This window comes from Agromyces cerinus, assembly GCF_016907835.1.
Lineage (GTDB): Bacteria > Actinomycetota > Actinomycetes > Actinomycetales > Microbacteriaceae > Agromyces > Agromyces nitratus.
In genome coordinates, this window is the sequence record NZ_JAFBCT010000001.1 from 3,761,554 (window position 1) to 3,778,265 (window position 16,712).

At 68.0% G+C, this 16,712-nt stretch carries 14 protein-coding genes; 13 read left to right on the top strand and 1 reads right to left on the bottom strand.

Translation table 11 applies throughout. The features are described from left to right. Positions 1–3: 3 nt before the first annotated feature. The 3 genes from JOE59_RS17610 to JOE59_RS17620 are packed head-to-tail and all read left to right on the top strand — an operon-like array spanning position 4 to position 1,666. The gene (locus JOE59_RS17610) at positions 4–696 is read left to right on the top strand and encodes an endonuclease/exonuclease/phosphatase family protein (RefSeq protein ID WP_204462830.1); all 693 of its coding nucleotides are present in this window, start codon (positions 4–6) and stop codon (positions 694–696) included. Next, complete coding sequence (locus tag JOE59_RS17615) at positions 693–1,112, top strand: pilus assembly protein CpaE (protein ID WP_204462832.1); 420 nt, start codon at positions 693–695, stop codon at positions 1,110–1,112. The genes JOE59_RS17610 and JOE59_RS17615 overlap by 4 nt, the downstream gene beginning before the upstream one ends. Further along, positions 1,109–1,666, top strand: coding sequence for a hypothetical protein (locus JOE59_RS17620; protein ID WP_204462834.1), 558 nt, complete (start codon positions 1,109–1,111; stop codon positions 1,664–1,666). The genes JOE59_RS17615 and JOE59_RS17620 overlap by 4 nt, the downstream gene beginning before the upstream one ends. A gap of 65 nt (positions 1,667–1,731) precedes the next feature. Here JOE59_RS17620 and JOE59_RS17625 read toward each other — a convergent pair whose 3' ends face one another. Further along, on the bottom strand, positions 1,732–2,715 hold the full coding sequence (locus JOE59_RS17625) for a LacI family DNA-binding transcriptional regulator (protein WP_307837109.1): 984 nt from the start codon (positions 2,713–2,715) through the stop codon (positions 1,732–1,734). Between the two features lie 203 nt (positions 2,716–2,918). Here JOE59_RS17625 and JOE59_RS17630 point away from each other — a divergent pair, with 203 nt between their 5' ends. From JOE59_RS17630 to JOE59_RS17675, 10 genes are all read left to right on the top strand, one after another. Then, entirely contained in the window at positions 2,919–4,109 is a 1,191-nt protein-coding gene (locus JOE59_RS17630; RefSeq protein WP_275581258.1) for an amino acid ABC transporter substrate-binding protein, read from the top strand. A 10-nt stretch (positions 4,110–4,119) separates the two neighbouring features. Next, positions 4,120–5,004 carry a branched-chain amino acid ABC transporter permease gene (locus tag JOE59_RS17635; protein WP_204462840.1) on the top strand — a complete coding sequence of 295 codons (885 nt, stop codon included), beginning with the start codon at positions 4,120–4,122 and terminating at the stop codon, positions 5,002–5,004. Between the two features lie 10 nt (positions 5,005–5,014). After that, positions 5,015–6,124 carry a branched-chain amino acid ABC transporter permease gene (locus JOE59_RS17640; protein ID WP_307837110.1) on the top strand — a complete coding sequence of 370 codons (1,110 nt, stop codon included), beginning with the start codon at positions 5,015–5,017 and terminating at the stop codon, positions 6,122–6,124. Then, entirely contained in the window at positions 6,121–6,885 is a 765-nt protein-coding gene (locus JOE59_RS17645; protein ID WP_204462842.1) for an ABC transporter ATP-binding protein, read from the top strand. The genes JOE59_RS17640 and JOE59_RS17645 overlap by 4 nt, the downstream gene beginning before the upstream one ends. Continuing rightward, on the top strand, positions 6,875–7,651 hold the full coding sequence (locus JOE59_RS17650) for an ABC transporter ATP-binding protein (RefSeq protein ID WP_204462850.1): 777 nt from the start codon (positions 6,875–6,877) through the stop codon (positions 7,649–7,651). The genes JOE59_RS17645 and JOE59_RS17650 overlap by 11 nt, the downstream gene beginning before the upstream one ends. A gap of 40 nt (positions 7,652–7,691) precedes the next feature. Next, positions 7,692–8,885 carry a Gfo/Idh/MocA family protein gene (locus tag JOE59_RS17655; RefSeq protein WP_204462852.1) on the top strand — a complete coding sequence of 398 codons (1,194 nt, stop codon included), beginning with the start codon at positions 7,692–7,694 and terminating at the stop codon, positions 8,883–8,885. Between the two features lie 5 nt (positions 8,886–8,890). Next, the gene (locus JOE59_RS17660) at positions 8,891–10,108 is read left to right on the top strand and encodes a dihydrodipicolinate synthase family protein (protein ID WP_204462854.1); all 1,218 of its coding nucleotides are present in this window, start codon (positions 8,891–8,893) and stop codon (positions 10,106–10,108) included. Next, positions 10,105–11,013 (top strand): sugar phosphate isomerase/epimerase family protein, encoded by a 909-nt coding sequence (locus JOE59_RS17665; RefSeq protein WP_204462856.1) that lies wholly within the window; start codon positions 10,105–10,107, stop codon positions 11,011–11,013. Before JOE59_RS17660 ends, JOE59_RS17665 begins: the two co-directional genes overlap by 4 nt. Positions 11,014–11,056: 43 nt before the next feature. Then, on the top strand, positions 11,057–12,175 hold the full coding sequence (locus JOE59_RS17670; protein ID WP_204463470.1) for a glycerate kinase: 1,119 nt from the start codon (positions 11,057–11,059) through the stop codon (positions 12,173–12,175). Positions 12,176–12,466: 291 nt separating this feature from the next. Next, positions 12,467–16,549 (top strand): PQQ-dependent sugar dehydrogenase, encoded by a 4,083-nt coding sequence (locus JOE59_RS17675; protein WP_239560368.1) that lies wholly within the window; start codon positions 12,467–12,469, stop codon positions 16,547–16,549. Positions 16,550–16,712: the final 163 nt, after the last annotated feature.

Consider the following 16,712-nt stretch of genomic DNA (forward strand, 5'->3'; position numbering starts at 1 on the left):
ATCATGCGCGTCATCAGCTACAACCTTCGCAAGCACCGGGCGAGCGGTGAACTCGTCGGGCTCGTCGAGCGCTATGCGCCCGACATCCTGTGCCTGCAGGAGTGCGACACGCAAGACCTGCCGCAGCAGATCCACGACCTGCAGCTCGCCGACGCGACCCAGCGCAACCGGCTGGGCCTCGCGCTCTACTACGACGCCGAGCGGTTCCGGGCCGTGCGCATCCAGGCGTTCGCGCTCAAGAAGTCGCTGCACGACCGGCTGCTGCAGCCCGCGCACGAGCGCCTCATCGGCGTGCGCCTCTACGACAACGAGGCGCAGCGCGAGCTGATCGTCGCCTCGTTCCATGCCGCGCCGCTGACCGCGCTGAATTCGCTGCGGCGGCACCAGATCAAGTCGGCGCTCGGCGAGCTGCAGTTCCTCGGTCCGGGTCTGCCGACGCTCATGGTCGGCGACTACAACTACCCGATCTTCAAGGAGAACCTCGGCGAGAAGGTGCGCGACTCGGGCTACGACCTGACGCTCAGCGACAAGCGCACCTACACGAGGTACAAGTTCTTCCGCGGGCACTTCGACCTCGCGACGTCGGTCGGGCTCGACATCGCCGGCGTCGAGACGCTCGCGCGCGGGTCGTCCGACCACATGCCGATCCTCGTCGACGCCGACTACAGCGTCGCGGTGCCGGCGAGCGCCTCGTGATCGGTCGCGAGCTCGCCCTCGCGCTGCGGGAGGCCGGGCTCGCGTGGGACCCGGAGTCGGGCGACCGGTTCCAGCTCCACGTGCCCGGCGCCGTCGAGTCCGAGATCGAGGCCGACGTCTTCACGGTCAGCGAGATGACGATCGAGCCGCAGGAGTTTCCGACCGACACGATCCTCGGCTTCAACGGCACGACCGAATGGGCGCTCGACTCGGTGTCCGTCGGCGACGCGGTGTGGCTGCCGCGCGAAGACCAGCTGCGGGAACTGCTGCGCGGGGCGTTCCGCGCGCTGCGACGTCTCGACGACGCGTTCGAGGTCGAGATCGAGCTCGGCGGCGAGACGCGCCGCTTCGAGCATCCCGACGTGGCCGAGGCGTACGGACTCGCCCTGCTCGAGCTGATCGGGCGATCACGATGACGGATGCCCCGGCGCCCGTGCCGGCTCATTCGTCGCCGTCGTCGGCCGTGCTGCAGGCGCTCGCCGCTGCCGGTTCTGCCGCAGCGGCGGAACTCGGCAGGCACAGCGCTCGCGACGAGGCGCTCGCCGAGTACGTGCCCGAGCGGCGCACCCTCGGCATCCCGCGCGCGGCGCGGATGACGCCGATCGGCCGGGTGTGGCGCCTGGGGGTGCTGCTCGTCGACGCCGACGGGCAGCTCTTCGCGACGGGCCGGGTCGTGCGCGCCGAACGCCCCGTGAGGCGCAGCACCCCGGCCGCGGCGATCGCCGAGCAGCGCGCCTACGCCGCAGCCGCCGTGAAGGGCGGCTTCGCCGAGGGTGAGACCGTGAACTTCGGCGCCGTGCCGGTCGACCCGGCCGAGCTCGTGCGCGCAGGGGCATCCGGACCGCTCGTGGTGGTCGACGACGAACTGTTCGTGCGCTGGAGCCCGTCGCTGCCCGATTCGCTCACTCCGCTCGACCGCTACCTCGCCGACCGGGTCGAGCTGCTCGCGAACCCGCCGTCGGGTGCGTGAGTGCCGCCTTTCAGAGTTTCGCGCTGATGGGCGGTTCCTGTCGCCGTCGCGATTCCGCCCCGCGCTCACGATCCCGGCGGCGGCCCCGACGACCGGCGGACGATGAGTTCGTGCGTGGTGGAGATCGTGCGCGGCTCGTCGCCTGCCGCGCGGACGATGAGGGCGACGGCGTGGCGTCCCATGTCGAACATGGGGATGCGCGCGGTCGTGAGCGCGGGAGCCACGTCTGCGGCGACGGAGATGTCGTCGAATCCGACGACGGATCGATCCTCGGGGACCCGGATCTCGTGCTGGCGCAGCTCGCGGAGGATGCCGATCGCCATCGCGTCGTTCAGTCCGACGATCGCGGTGACATCGGTGTCGAGCAGCTCGCGAGCGCCGGCGATGCCGCCCTCGCGGGTGAATTCGTGGGACACGACGGTCAGCTCCACGTCGGCGAGGCGCGTGCCTTCGCGGAGCCCCGCGATGCGATCGGCGACCGTGTTCAGGTCGAGCGGCCCGGCGACGACGCCGATCCGGCGGTGGCCGAGCTCGGCCAGGTGCCTTCCCACCGAGACACCCGCGCCGTGGTTGTCGGGAAGCACGGAGTCCACCGGGAGGTGGTGGCGCCCGATGACCGCGACTCGGCCGCCCGCGAGCGTGAAGTCGGTGAGTACCTGCGCCATCGGTCGTTCCCGGGCGAAGTCGGAGTAGCCCGAGCCGGCGATGATGATCGACCCCACGCGCTGGTGCAGCAGAGCCTTCACCTGAGCGAGTTCGCTGGCGGGAGTGCGCTCGGCCTGGGCGATCTGGACGGACCGGGCCTCCAGCGTCGCGCTGCGGATCACGCCGCTGGCTATGTCGGCGAAGTACGGATCGCCGATCTCGTGCACGACGAGACCGATCGTCGGCACGAGCCCGCCCGCGAGGCCCCGGGCGTGCAGGTTGGGCTCGTAGCCGAGGCGCTCGGCGACGCGGAGGACGTGGGCGGCGCCTTCGGGCGAAATACCCGGGCTGCCGGTCATGGCGCGCGACGCGCTCGCCAGGGAGACCCCCGCAGCATTGGCCACGTCTATCAGCCGCGGCGCGCCTGCACGCTTCACGTAACCCCCTCCGTGGAGCGAACCGAAGCAGTGATGCGCTGCGGGTTGCTCTCGCTCTTTCCTCCAACTATAGTGACGAAAGCGCTTACGCAAGCGCTTTCGCTACGATGACGTAGGAGGCTCGGATGACCGCACCACTTCACGGTCGAAAGATCGCCGCGGCGATTGCCATGGCATCGATTGCCGCAATCGTACTTTCGGCTTGCTCCGGAGGGAGTGAGCAGCCGGAAGGGGGAGGTTCCGAGGACCCGATCGTCATCGGAATCTCGTTGCCGCTCACGGGTGACTTCTCCGAGCCGGGCAAGGGGGTGGAGCGAGGCTATGAGGCCTGGCGCGACATCGTCAACGAGAGCGGTGGCCTTCTCGGCCGTCAGGTCGAGCTGAAGATCCTCGACGACCAGTCGAACGCCGACCGTGTGGTCTCCGACTACGAGTCGCTGATCGCGCAGGACGGCGTCGATCTCGTCTTCGGACCGTTCTCGACCCGCCTCGTCGTCCCGTCGGCGCGGGTCGCCCAGGAGTACGGAATGCTGTTCGTCGAGCCTGCCGGCGCTGCCGCCGAGGTCTTCGAGCAGGGCTTCGACAACCTCTTCTATGCTGCGCCGGCCGTGGCCGACGACCACTACAACAACCTCGCCGACTACCTGCTCGCACTTCCCGAGACGGAGCGCCCCGAGACGGTCGCCGTCGCGGCGATGGACGACCCGTTCGCACAGGGCACGGCGTACGGGCTTCGAGACAAGCTCGAGGCAGGCGGCGTCGAGGTCCTGGTCGACGAGGTCTACCCCCCGAACACGACGGACTTCTCCACCATCGCGGCGAAGATCGCCCAGTCCGACGCCGACATGGTGATCGGCGGGACGCAGTATCAGGATGCCGTCAACCTGATCATCGCGCTGCAGCAGCTCGACTATCAGCCCGAGCTCGCCGCGTTCTCCACTGCGCCGACCAACCCGGAGTTCGCCGCCGCCATCGGAAACGCGACCGAGGGCATCCTCGCGCCGACCGGATACTCGCCGACGTCGGAGTTCCCGAGCAACGTCGAATTCGTCGAGAAGTACACCGAGATGCACGGCAATCCGCCGGCGGAGGATGAGGCGAACGCCTACACGACCGGCCAGGTCGTCGCCGCCGCGGTGGAAGCCGTCGGCTGCGCCGAACAGGGCGAGTGCCAGCAGCAACTCATCGACTGGCTGCACGACAACACTGTCGACACGGTCGTCGGACCGCTCAGCTGGGACGAGACAGGCAAGCCCAATGGCGCTCACCTCATCCAGCAGTGGATCGACGGCGAGATCCTGATCGTCCTCCCCGAGGACGTCAAGGAAGGGGACTTCCTCTTCCCGAAGCCGACCTGGTGACCGGCGCATCGTGAGTGGATCCCTCCTGCTGCAAAGCGTGATCCTCGGCGTGCTGCTGGGAGGGCTCTACGCCCTCCTGGCAGCGGGCCTCACGCTCTACTTCGGCATCATGCGCGTCGTCATGATCGCGCACTCGGCCTTCCTCATCCTCGCCGCCTACCTCGCATGGTGGTTCAACCGCGAGACCGGCATCGACCCGCTCGTGTCGCTCATCGTCACCGTGCCCCTGTTCTTCGTCGCCGGTCTCCTGACGCAGCGACTGCTGGTCTCGAGGCTCAAGCCCCTCACCCTGACCATGATGTCGGTGCTCCTCACGTTCGCTGTCGCCCTCGTGATCGAGGGAGGGCTGGGGTTCATCTTCTCGGGAACCCAGCGGCGCATCCCCCTGCCCTACGCGAGCGAGAGCCTCAACTTCTTCGGCGCGCAGGTGCCGGTCGTCAAGCTCATCGCCTTCGGACTGGCGGCGCTGTCGCTCGCACTGCTCTTCGTCGTCCTGAAGTACACGCGATTCGGACAGGCCCTGCGGGCGACCATCCAGCATCCGGAGGCTGCGCGGCTCGTCGGGATCAACACCGAGCGCGTCGCGGGGTACGGCTTCGGCCTCGGTCTCGCAACTGCCGCGATCGGTGGCACCGCACTCTCGCTCGACGCCACGATCTACCCTTCGTTGCACTGGCACTGGATCGGGCCCCTGATGGCGATCATCGTCGTCGGCGGTCTCGGCAGCATCCCCGGCGCCGCGATCGCGGCTCTCGTCCTCGGCGTCGCGCAGAGCCTGCTTCAGCTTCCTCTGGGGTCGACGTGGGCGCAGACGGTCTTCTACGTCGCGCTGTTCCTCACCCTCATGTTCCGCCCGCAAGGATTCTTCGGAGGTCGACTTGCCCAGCGCTTCTAGCTCAGGCCCCGTGATCACCGAAACGGTCGTGATCCCACCATCCGCCCCCGTGCGACCCACCTGGTCACGGTGGGTGAGCGTCGCGCTCCTGCTCGTCGGAGCAGCCCTCGTCCTGGCATTCCCCTCGATCGCACCGAATCCGTACATCCTGTCCGCGGGCGTCGTGATCCTCAACTACGCCGTGCTGTCGACGGGTTGGAACTTCATGGGAGGGTTCACGGGCTACATCTCCCTCGGGCACGCCGCCTACTTCGGGCTGGGTGCCTACGGGACCGCGCTGGCGATCAAGTACCTGGCACTTCCGAGCTTCGTCGCCTGGATCGTCGCGTCGCTGCTGGTCGCGATCATCGCGATTCCGATCGGCATCGCGGCCTTGCGAGTGCGGGGCGCATCATTCGTGATCGTGTCGATCGCGTTCGTGCTCATCATGCTCCTGGTGTTCCAGGGCTGGCGTGAGGTCACGGGCGGCTCTGACGGCCTGAACGTTCCGCGCCCATTCCCCGACCTTCTTCGGCCGGAGCATCATCGCGTCTTCTACTACCTGTTCGCTGCACTCCTCGCCCTGGCTCTCGTCGTCTGGTGGATCATCGATCGCTCGAAGTTCGGGACCGCGCTCAAGTCGATTCGCGAGGACGAGGACAAGGCTCAGTCGCTCGGCGTTCCGACGACGCGTTACAAGCTGATCGCCTACGTCTTGTCAGCGGTCTTCGTGGCGCTCGGCGGAGGACTCTATGCACTGTGGTTCGGCGATCTGGATCCGATCTTCCAGTTCTCCATCCTGATCGGCTCGTACATGGTGCTCATGGCGCTGCTCGGAGGCGTGCGGAATCTGTTCGGGCCGTTGCTGGGTGCCGTGGTCGTGGGCCTCGCGCTCGAGTACTTCAAACTCGAGTTCGGCGAAACGCAGTTCCACCTGGTCGCGACCGGACTCCTGCTCGGCATCGTCGTCCTCTTCATGCCGGATGGGATCATCCCGGCCGTGAAGGGATTGTTCACGCGGTCGTCCTCGCAGGCCTCGATCCGCGAGGTCACCGCCGCAGAACTGCTCGATCAGAATCGCGCTCGCAGCGCGAAGCAGGAGTCCCGAACCCCCGACGCGTCCGGAGAGGAGACGTCATGAACGCCCGTCAAGAAGACCAGGCGGCCACGAAAGGCAACCTGCGCACCATCGAGATGACCAAGTCCTTTGGAGGCGTCACCGCCGTCGATGGCGCGTCGGTGGAGTTCCAGGAGGGGAAGGTCAATGGCCTGATCGGACCCAACGGCTCCGGTAAGACCACCTTCTTCAACTGCGTGACGGGCATGATCAAGCCTGATGCGGGAATCGTCACGTATCGCGGCCGTGCCATCACGCGTCAGTCGCCCGATCGCATCGCGCGCGCCGGGATCGGACGCAGCTTCCAGCTGTGCAGGATCTTTCCCCGCATGACGGTCATGGAGAACCTGCTCGTCGCGGTGCGCCACACGAACATCGCGCGCCAACTCCACTCCGCCCATGATCCGGAGGAGCTCGAACGGGCGAGGGGATGGCTGCGGCGAGTCGGCATCGATCACCTCGAGCATGCCGAAGCGCGCAACCTCAGCTATGGCCAGCAGAAGCTGCTCGAGCTGGCGGGCGTCCTGATGGGCGATCCCGACACGATCATGCTCGACGAGCCCGCGGGAGGCGTCAACCCCGCGCTCATCGGGCGCATCTCGACCCTCGTGCGTGAGCTCAACGCCGAGGGCAAGACCTTCATCATCGTCGAGCACAACATGGAGATGGTCATGAGCCTGTGCGATCACCTCGTGGTGTTCGACCGCGGTCGTCCGATCGCAGAAGGCGCACCCGCGATCATCCAGCGCGACCCGCGAGTCCTGGAGGCCTACCTTGGAGTCTGAGTCGAAGAACCTTCTCGAACTGCGGGACATCGAGGCGGGCTACGGCCGCGCCGCGCTCGTCCTGCGCGGGTTGACAGTCGAAGTGCCCCCTGCCTCGGTCGTCTGTCTCGTCGGCCCGAACGGCGCCGGCAAGTCGACGGTGCTGAAGGTGGCCAGCGGCATGCTGATCCCCCGGTCGGGAAGCATCCGCATCGATGGGCAGGATGTCACGGGTGACGGGCCGCAGACCATGCTGCAGAATGGGCTGGCCCACGTCCTTCAGGGGCACAGCGTGTTCCGAGAGATGACCGTCGGCGAGAACGTCATGCTGGGGGCGTTCACGGTCAAGGACCCGATCGTCGTGCAGGAGCGCGTCGAGTTCGTCCAGAATCTGTTCCCCATCGTGGGGGAACGATGGAAGCAGCTCGCAGGACTCCTCTCGGGAGGCCAGCAGAAGCAGGTCGAGTTCGCCCGATCACTCATGGTGAGCCCGAAGGTCGTGCTGCTCGACGAGCCGTCGATGGGCCTCGACCCGAAGACGACGGCGAAGGTCTTCGAGCAGGTCGCTCGCATGCGTGATGCCGGTACGGCCGTGCTCCTCGTCGAGCAGAACGCACGCCGGGCACTGGAGACGGCCGACATCGGCTGCGTCCTCGACCTCGGCCGCGTGCACATCTCAGGCCCGGCGCCCCAGCTGCTCGCGGATCCGAATCTCGCCGATCTCTACCTGGGCGGTCAGCCCTCAGCCCGCAGCGACGTCACCGAGCAGCCCGGCGCGGCGCTGTAGCGCCCCCGAACATCAATTCACGACGGAAGAACGGAACGACATGTCAGTCCCATCCACAGCCTCGACCGAGGCATCCCTTCCCGAGACGCGCGAGATCGGCGTCATCATGAACGGCGTCTCGGGCCGCATGGGCTACCGTCAGCACCTCGTGCGCTCGATCCTCGCGATTCGCGACCAGGGTGGCATCGAGCTCCCCGACGGCACGAAGGTCACGGTCAGGCCGCTGCTCGTCGGCCGTAGCCCGGGGAAGCTCGCCGAACTCGCCGCCAAGCATGGCATCGAGGACTACACGACGGATCTGGATGCCGCGCTGGCCGACCCGCGCTGGGAGATCTATGCCGACTTCCTGGTGACCAAGGCTCGAGCCACCGCGTTGCGCAAGGCGATCGCCGCCGGCAAGACCATCTATACCGAGAAGCCCACGGCCGAATCCGTCGACGAGTCGCTCGAGCTCGCGCGTCTTGCCCGCGAGGCCGGCGTGAAGACCGGCGTCGTGCACGACAAGCTCTACCTGCCGGGCCTGCAGAAGCTCAAGCGCCTCATCGACTCCGGCTTCTTCGGCCGCATCCTGAGCGTGCGCGGCGAGTTCGGCTACTGGGTCTTCGAGGGCGACTGGCAGCCCGCCCAGCGCCCCAGCTGGAACTACCGTGCCGAAGACGGCGGCGGCATCATCGTCGACATGTTCCCGCACTGGAACTACGTGCTCGAGAACCTGTTCGGCAAGGTCGAGACCGTCTACGCGCAGGCATCGACGCACATTCCGACCCGCTGGGACGAGAACGGCGAGCCGTACGAGGCCACCGCCGAGGATGCGGCATACGGCATCTTCGAGCTGGAGGGCGGCACGATCGCGCAGATCAACTCGTCGTGGACCGTGCGGGTCAACCGTGACGAGCTCGTCGAGTTCCACGTGGACGGCACGCTCGGGTCGGCGGTCGTCGGGCTGTTCGGCGCGAAGATCCAGCATCGCAACGCCACCCCGAAGCCGGTGTGGAACCCCGACCTCGCCGACGATCACGACTACGACGCGGACTGGGCGAACGTCCCCACCAACGACGTCTTCCAGAACGGGTTCCGCCAGCAATGGGAGGAGTTCCTCATGTCCTACGTCCTGGGCACCGACTACGAGTTCGACCTGCTCGCCGGCGCCCGCGGTGTACAGCTGGCCGAAGCCGGCCTGCAGTCGGCGCGTGAGGGACGCAAGGTCGAGCTGACCGTGCTCTCGCTGGATTGACGCGCATGACGAACCTCACGCTGATCTCCTCCAACGGCGCGACCTCCGCGGTCCCTCTCGCGGAGGCCCCCGGGCACACCAAGCCCACGGGCGCACTGCGGAGCCGCGTCGCGTATGCCGCGGCACACGTCGTGCCACGGGTCTTCGCCGACAACACTCCGGGCCGGCCCGCTGACGTGGACTGGGACGCCACACTCGCGTTCCGTCGGCACGTGTACTCGTGGGGCCTTGGCGTCGCGGATGCGATGGACACCGCGCAGCGGAACATGGGATTGGATGCCGCGGCTACCCGCGAGCTGATCTCGCGCTCCGCGCAGGTCGCGCGTGAGGAGGGCGGCTCGGTCGTCGTCGGGGTCAACACCGACCACATCGACGACGAGCGGATCTCGGTGAGCGCCGTGATCGACGCTTACAAGACGCAACTGCACTTCACCGAGGAACAGGGCGCCGGGCCGGTGCTGATGGCATCGCGCCACCTCGCACGTGCAGCGCAGTCGGCCGACGACTACCGCCGGGTGTACCGCGGCGTGCTCGCTTCGGCCACCACGCCGGTCGTCCTGCACTGGCTCGGCACCGCATTCGACCCGCTGCTCGAGGGCTACTTCGGTTCGTCCGATCGGCGCGTCGCGGCGGATGTGCTTCTCGAGATCATCGGGGAGAACGCCGACAAGATCTCGGGCGTGAAGATGAGCCTGCTGGATGCTGCATCCGAAGTGTCGGTGCGCGAGCGTCTCCCCGAGGGCGTGCGCATGTTCACGGGCGACGACTTCAACTACGTGGGCCTCATCGGCGGCTCGGACGTGCCCGATGCACCACAGCCCGAGCGCGACCCCGCCTCGCCCCGACAGCATTCCGATGCATTGCTCGGCGCATTCGCCGCCCTCACCACGGTCGCCTCGGCGGCGATCCAGGCGTTGGACGCAGGCGACTCGGACCGCTACCTCGCCATTCTCGGTCCCACCGAGGAACTCAGCCGACAGATCTTCGCCGCACCGACGTTCTACTACAAGACCGGTGTCGCTTTCGTTTCGTGGCTCAACGGCCACCAGGCCGCGTTCCAGATGGTCAACGGTCTGCACTCCGCACGGAGCCTGCCGCACCTCTCGCGCATCGTCGAACTCGCCAATGCCACGGGTGCGCTCGAGCGGCCGGAACTCGCGGCCGCCCGCTGGCACGGGATGCTGCGCTGCAACGGAGTCGACACCCCGGGGGCATCCGCATGAGCGCATCCCACGACGGCGCCGTCGACCCGCGCCTGTCGATCAATCAGGCCACCATCAAGCACGCCGATCTCCCGACCGCCCTCCGTGTGACGGCCGAGGCCGGGGTGCAGGCGATCGGCCTGTGGCGCGAGCCGGTGCAGGAGGTCGGCCTCGCCACGGCGGCATCCATGCTGTCCGACTCCGGGCTGCGTTTCACGACCCACTGCCGGTCGGGGTTCTTCACGATGCCAGAGGGGCCGGCGCGTCGTGCGTCGCTCGCCGACAACCGAGTCGCGATCGAGGAGGCCGCGACCCTGGCGGCGGCCGGTGCCGAGGGGTCGACGGCGATTCTCGTGCTGGTCGCGGGTGGGCTGCCCGACGGCTCGCGTGACCTCGCCGGCGCGCGCGAGCGGGTGCGCGACGCGATCGGCGAACTGGTGCCCGATGCCGCCGCCGCCGGTGTCACGCTCGCGATCGAGCCGCTGCATCCCATGTACGCGACCGACCGCTGCGTCGTGTCGACCCTCGGCCAGGCGCTCGACATCGCCGCCGACTTCGATCCGCGCGTGGTGGGTGCCACCGTCGACACCTTCCACATCTTCTGGGATCCCGACGTGCTCGCGCAGATCAGCCGGGCGGGACGCGAGGGGCGAATCGCCACGTACCAGGTCTGCGATTGGAAGACGCCGCTTCCGGCGGACGTGCTGTTGAGCCGGCACTATCCCGGTGACGGCGTCATCGACCTGAGCACCTTGACGGCGGCAGTCATCGCGACGGGGTACGACCGCGACATCGAGGTCGAGATCTTCAACGCCGACATCTGGGCGGCCGACGCGGCGTCCGTCGTGCGCCGCACGGCGGACGCCTTCGCCACGACCATCTCGCCTTCACTGGCACGTGCCGGCGGCTCGGCCCGAGCCGACTGATGGCCCGCGCGTGCGTGGGAACCCGAGCCGGCGCCGGATGTCGCTGACATCGATCGTGTTCGCGCCCGACAGCTTCAAGGGCTCGATAGCGGCCGCCGATGCCGCCGCCGCGCTCGCCGCGGGCTGGGCGTCGGTCCTCCCAGCCGATCGCGTGATGCTCCGGCCCATGGCGGACGGCGGAGAAGGAACCGTGGATGCGTTCGCCGCGGCGGTCGACGGTGCGATCCGGGTGCCGGTCGTCGTGACGGGCCCGGACGGGAGGGCGACCGCCGCCTCATGGCTCCTGCTACCGGCGACGCCGGATGCGCCGGGCGGTACCGCGGTCGTCGAGCTGGCGTCGACGAGCGGGATCGAGATGCTGGGCATCCGGCGGGCTGGCATGGACGCCCACACCCTCGGCTTCGGCCAGGCGATTCGTGCGGCGCTCGGCTCGGGGGCGTCGCGCGTCGTCCTCGGCATCGGTTCGAGCGCCTCGACCGATGGCGGTACAGGGCTCCTCACGGCGCTCGGTGCCCGGTTCACCGATGCGGCGGGTGATGCCATCGTCCAAGGCGCCCGAGGCCTGGCGGACGTGGTTGCGGTCGATCTGAGCGGCCTCCTGCCGCTGCCGGCCGCAGGTGCGATCGTCCTCAGCGACGTGACGAATCCTCTCCTCGGCGAGCGCGGCGCGGCCGCCGTGTTCGGCCCGCAGAAGGGGCTGGATTCCGGCGAGGTCGTGCGCGCCGATGCGGGACTCGCGCGCCTCGCCGCACTCCTGCCTGCAGACCCCTTCGCCGAGGGAGCGGGTGCGGCGGGTGGCGCCGGGTTCGGGCTGCTCGCATGGGGAGCGCGGCTCGTCGCGGGCTCGGCGGAGGTCGGAGGACTCGTCGGCCTGCACACGGCCCTGGCCGACGCATCCTTCGTCGTCACGGGGGAGGGCTCGTTCGATCGTCAGTCCGCCGCCGGCAAGGTGCCGTCGCACGTCGCGGCATCCGCCCGTGCAGCAGGTGCCACGGCCCTCCTCGTCGCTGGTCGCATCACCCCGGACGCGGATACCTCGTCGTTCGCGGCATCCGTCTCGCTCTCCGAGCTCGCTGGTTCCACCTCGGCCGCGCTCGCCGAACCGGCGCGATGGCTGCACGCCGCGGGCGCTTCGCTTGCGAGGTCGCTCGCCGCCCGCTGATCGCACGCGCGAAGGCGGCGATCCTTGCCACTTTCACTCTCTTCGTTGTAGGTTGACGAAAGCGGTTACGTAAGCGCTTTCGTAGCCGCGTGCACAACTGTCTCACATCTCGTCCGTTGCAGTGCCGCCCGGGCGAGTGGCACGACATCACATCGGCACGCCACCGACGACGACGTTGAGAGGTCTCTGATGCACGAACGAACCATGCGATGGACAGACATGAGCAGGCCGTCGAAAGCCAAACGCTCCGGATCGGCAGGTGCGCGACGGGCCGTCGCAGTCGTCGCAGCGATGGCCGTCTTCAGTTCCGTGCTGACCGGCGGCCCAGCCTCGGCAGCGGAGCCGTTCACCGAAGTGCTCGACTTCGAGCAGTACGAGCGCACCGCGCTCCACGGTCAGGACGGTTGGACGGCATCCGGTGCACCACGAGTGATCGCGGATCCGCTCAACGGGAACAATCAGGTTCTCGAGTCCGTCGGCGGGACGCAGCAGGCGTATCGAGCCATCCCCCCGATCGCCGAAGGCGCCACCGGAACCCTCTTCTTCCGCTTCATGCGCACCGGCAGCGTGGACACCTCGTTCGGGCTCACCGACGTGGACGCGCCGACGGACTACCCGAACAGCCGGGCGTACATCAACAACCAGAACAGCGACGTCATGCTCGTCCGCGACGCGGGCGCCTTCAAGCCCGTCGGAGCCTGGTCGCGCGACACGTGGCAGTGCGTCTGGATCGTCGCCGACAACGCGGCCGACAAGGTCACGGTCTACAGCCAGGGTGGACCGTACACCGAGGTCACCCGTCTCCCCGAAGGCACCGAGCAGCAGTTCGGATTCCGTCAGGCGGTGAACGGGGCGCTCGACCGGTTCTTCTGGAAGAACGGCGCGTCGAGCGCCGGACGGCTCATGCTCGACGACGTCGCCATCGACACTGCCCGCGAGAACCTCGCAATCGCGACCGGCAACCCCGCCGATTGCGCCCCCGGCGGCACGCAGGCCCCCGATCCGCTGCTCAACCCCCTCCCCGATCCCGCGCGCTCCGTGCTCGGCATCGAGGTGACCGAGCTCGCGCAGCTTCCACCGTCGCAGACGACTCCCGCGACGCAGGACCAGCGACTGGTGCGGCACAACAGGATCACGCACCTCGACGAGGTGCCGGACGGCTCAGGCCGCCTGATGGTGCCCGACAACAACGCGATCCTCTACCTGGTCGACAAGGAGACCGGGGAGTACGTCCCCTATCTCAACGTCCGCGACCAGTTCATCGACAACTTCCACAACAGCGCCGGACTGGGCACAGGCCTCGGGGCGGCGGAGTTCCACCCGGACTTCGGCGAGAACGGCCTCTTCTACACCGTGCACACCGAGGGCGGCAGCGCCCTCACGGAGGACACGCCCGACTTCCCCGGGTTCGGCAACACTGCCTTCCACAGTGTGATCACCGAGTGGACGGCGAACGACCCGTCGGCGGCGACCTTCGAGGGCACCCATCGGGAGGTCATGCGCATCCCGTTCGCCGGTCGGGTGCACACCGTGCAGCAGATCGCCTTCAACCCCACTGTGGACCCAGGCGACGCGGACTACGGCAACCTCTACGTGCTCGTCGGCGACGGCGGCAATGGCGTCGGCAACGGCAACCCGCAGGATCTCGCGACGCCGCAGGGCAAGATCCTGCGCATCAACCCTTCCGGCGACAGCAGCGCGAACGGCGAGTACGGCGTGCCGGGCGACAACCCCTTCGTCGACGAGGCCGGTGCCCTGCCGGAGATCTACGCCATCGGCATGCGCGACCCGCACCGGATCAGCTGGGACCCGGCCGGTGACCACACGATGTACCTCGCTCACATCGGCGAATGGCAGGTGGAGTCCGTGTACGCGGTCGAACCGGGGGACAACTTCGGTTGGTCCGAGCGCGAGGGTTCGTTCCTCGCAGACAACCGGCAGATCTTCCCGCTGCCGGCTGACGACGCACAGTACGGCTACACCTACCCGGTGGCCGCATACGACCACAACCGCGACCCCGGGCAGACCGGCGACGCCGGCGTCGCCGTGAACGGCGGCTTCGTATACCGCGGCGACATCCCCGAACTGCGGGGTCGTTACCTCTTCACCGACCTCGTTCGCGGATGGGTGCTGTCGGCACAGGCCGATCAGATGGTGCGCAACGACGGAGACATCGCGGACCTCGCGACGATCGAGGAGCTGCGCGTCTTCCACGACGGTCAGGAGACGACGTTCCAGGAGTTGGTCGGCGACACGCGTGTCGACTTGCGATTCGGCGCGGATGCCGATGGGGAGCTCTACCTGGTGGCGAAGGCGAACGGAAAGATCTGGAAGGTCACGGGTGCCAGGAACATCGGACCGTCGTCGCCCTTCGCCCTTCCGGAACTCGCCCCGAACCTCGTTGCGCACTATGACTTCGATCACCCCGCCGCCGGTGACCCGACGGTCGAGGCCGACCAGGGATGGTCGGGGACGAACATCTCGCTCGTCAACGGCGGGGTGGAGATGCGAGTCGCCGACCGGGCATACCCGGGGGCGGGCGAGGCACTGCAGACCCAGCAGATGAGCCCGCGAACCTCGTCGAACGACGACTGGAAGGCCGGCGTGTACGACGCTTCCGGCGTGCAGACGCTCGAAGCGCTCGCGGGCACCGACCAGGCCGCCGTCATGGGATGGTTCAAGCCCACCGGCGATCATCCGGCGCTGAACTCGGGGAGCGCGAACCCGGACGACCGCTACAACGCGATCGGCTTGGCGGGTGTGCTCACCGGCACGTCGGACGGCCACGCTGTGCGCGCCCTTCTGGAGGTGATCACCGTGAACGGCGAGCTCAAGCTGGTCGCGCTCGGTCGTCGCCTCGACGGTGCGGGCTCATGGACGTTCGCGGCCGAGAAACCGTGGGACGAGATCCTGCAGAAGGGGAAGTGGGTTCACCTCGCCGCGACCTTCGACTTCGCCGCGGGTGAGATGCGGCTGTTCATGAACGGAGAGGAACTCGAGGGCGACTACACGGCGTCCAACCCATGGGGATCGGGACCCACGTCAGACACCGCGCCAGCAGGCATCAAGATCGGCGGGAGCTTTCCCCAGAACACCCGAGAGGCCAACCCGTTCAACGGACGGATGGACAACGTGATGCTTCTCGACGTGGTGCCGACAGCCGAGCAGATCGCCGCGCAGTACGCGCTGTTCGCCGCCACACCGCCCGAGACTCCGGCTCCGCCCACGTGCGCACCTGCCGGCACTCCCATCACCGATGTGACCTCTGCGGACGATTGGGCGCCACGGACTCCCGCCAAGTGGCAGTTCCCCGGCGACGAGGTCATCCTCGCTGAGGCCGGTACGAACCCGAACGACGGCATCCGTCGCCCATTCGAGTACGCCGTGCTCAGCGAGGGCCCGGAGCTCGGTTCGTTCGATCTCGCTGCGCAGGTGCGGCTCGATGCGCCGGCGTCGGTGAACAACCGCGATGTCATCGTGGTGTTCGGCTGGCAGTCCGACACGGAGTACTACTACGCCCACCTCTCGCAGGACAATACGATCTATGCCCACAACGGCATCTTCAAGGTCGATAACGCCGATCGCGAGCGGATCGATCAGCAGTGGGATGGCTCGATCGGCGCGCCGCCGGCCGTCACCGACGAGGAGTGGCACGACGTCCGTGTCGTTCGATGTGCGGACAGCGGCGACATCGCCGTCTACGTCGACGGGCTTGATACGCCGTTGCTGACCGCGAACGATCTCACGTTCGGTAAGGGCCGAGTGGGCTTCGGGTCGTTCGACAACTTCGGACGGCTCCGCGACCTCACGGTCACGCCTGCTGTCGTCGATGCCACTGCTCCTACGGTGACGGTGAAGTCGGGCGAGGAGTTCACGGTGGGCGCCGACGGCACCTACGGCAAGGTGTCGTTCAAGCTGAACGATGCGGGGAAGGTCGACCGCCTCACCCTCAACGGGGTCGCGAAGGATCTGACGAACGACGCCTGGTCCGACCTCAACTTCGTGGTGCCCGGTGTCTTCGGTGCGGTGAGCGGGGAGAACACGCTCGTGGTGTACGACGTCTCGGGCAACGCCACGACCGTGCGGTTCATCCTCGACTCCACTGCTCCTACGGTGACGGTGAAGTCGGGCGAGGAGTTCACGGTGGGCGCCGACGGCACCTACGGCAAGGTGTCGTTCAAGCTGAACGATGCGGGGAAGGTCGACCGCCTCACCCTCAACGGGGTCGCGAAGGATCTGACGAACAACGCCTGGTCCGACCTCAACTTCGTGGTGCCCGGTGTCTTCGGTGCGGTGAGCGGGGAGAACACGCTCGTGGTGTACGACGTCTCGGGCAACGCCACGACCGTGCGGTTCACGCTGAACGCGCGCTAGCGGCAGGCGGAGGCGTCCGTGCGGGACCTGAGGCAGTCACTCATGTTCCGTACGGACGCCTCGCCGTTCGTGAAGCCGTCTCGGCGCTTGGCGAAGGGCGGCAGATTCACCACCCCGTTTCCGAGGTGGATCCGCCGCTCGGTCGCTCTCTCGCCGACCGGGT

Coding starts and splice junctions, on each gene's coding strand:
- JOE59_RS17610 (WP_204462830.1), top strand. CDS start 4: ATGCGCGTCATCAGCTACAACCTTCGCAAGCACCGGGCGAGCGGTGAA.
- JOE59_RS17620 (WP_204462834.1), top strand. CDS start 1,109: ATGACGGATGCCCCGGCGCCCGTGCCGGCTCATTCGTCGCCGTCGTCG.
- JOE59_RS17630 (WP_275581258.1), top strand. CDS start 2,919: ATGGCATCGATTGCCGCAATCGTACTTTCGGCTTGCTCCGGAGGGAGT.
- JOE59_RS17645 (WP_204462842.1), top strand. CDS start 6,121: ATGAACGCCCGTCAAGAAGACCAGGCGGCCACGAAAGGCAACCTGCGC.
- JOE59_RS17655 (WP_204462852.1), top strand. CDS start 7,692: ATGTCAGTCCCATCCACAGCCTCGACCGAGGCATCCCTTCCCGAGACG.
- JOE59_RS17660 (WP_204462854.1), top strand. CDS start 8,891: ATGACGAACCTCACGCTGATCTCCTCCAACGGCGCGACCTCCGCGGTC.
- JOE59_RS17665 (WP_204462856.1), top strand. CDS start 10,105: ATGAGCGCATCCCACGACGGCGCCGTCGACCCGCGCCTGTCGATCAAT.
- JOE59_RS17675 (WP_239560368.1), top strand. CDS start 12,467: ATGGCCGTCTTCAGTTCCGTGCTGACCGGCGGCCCAGCCTCGGCAGCG.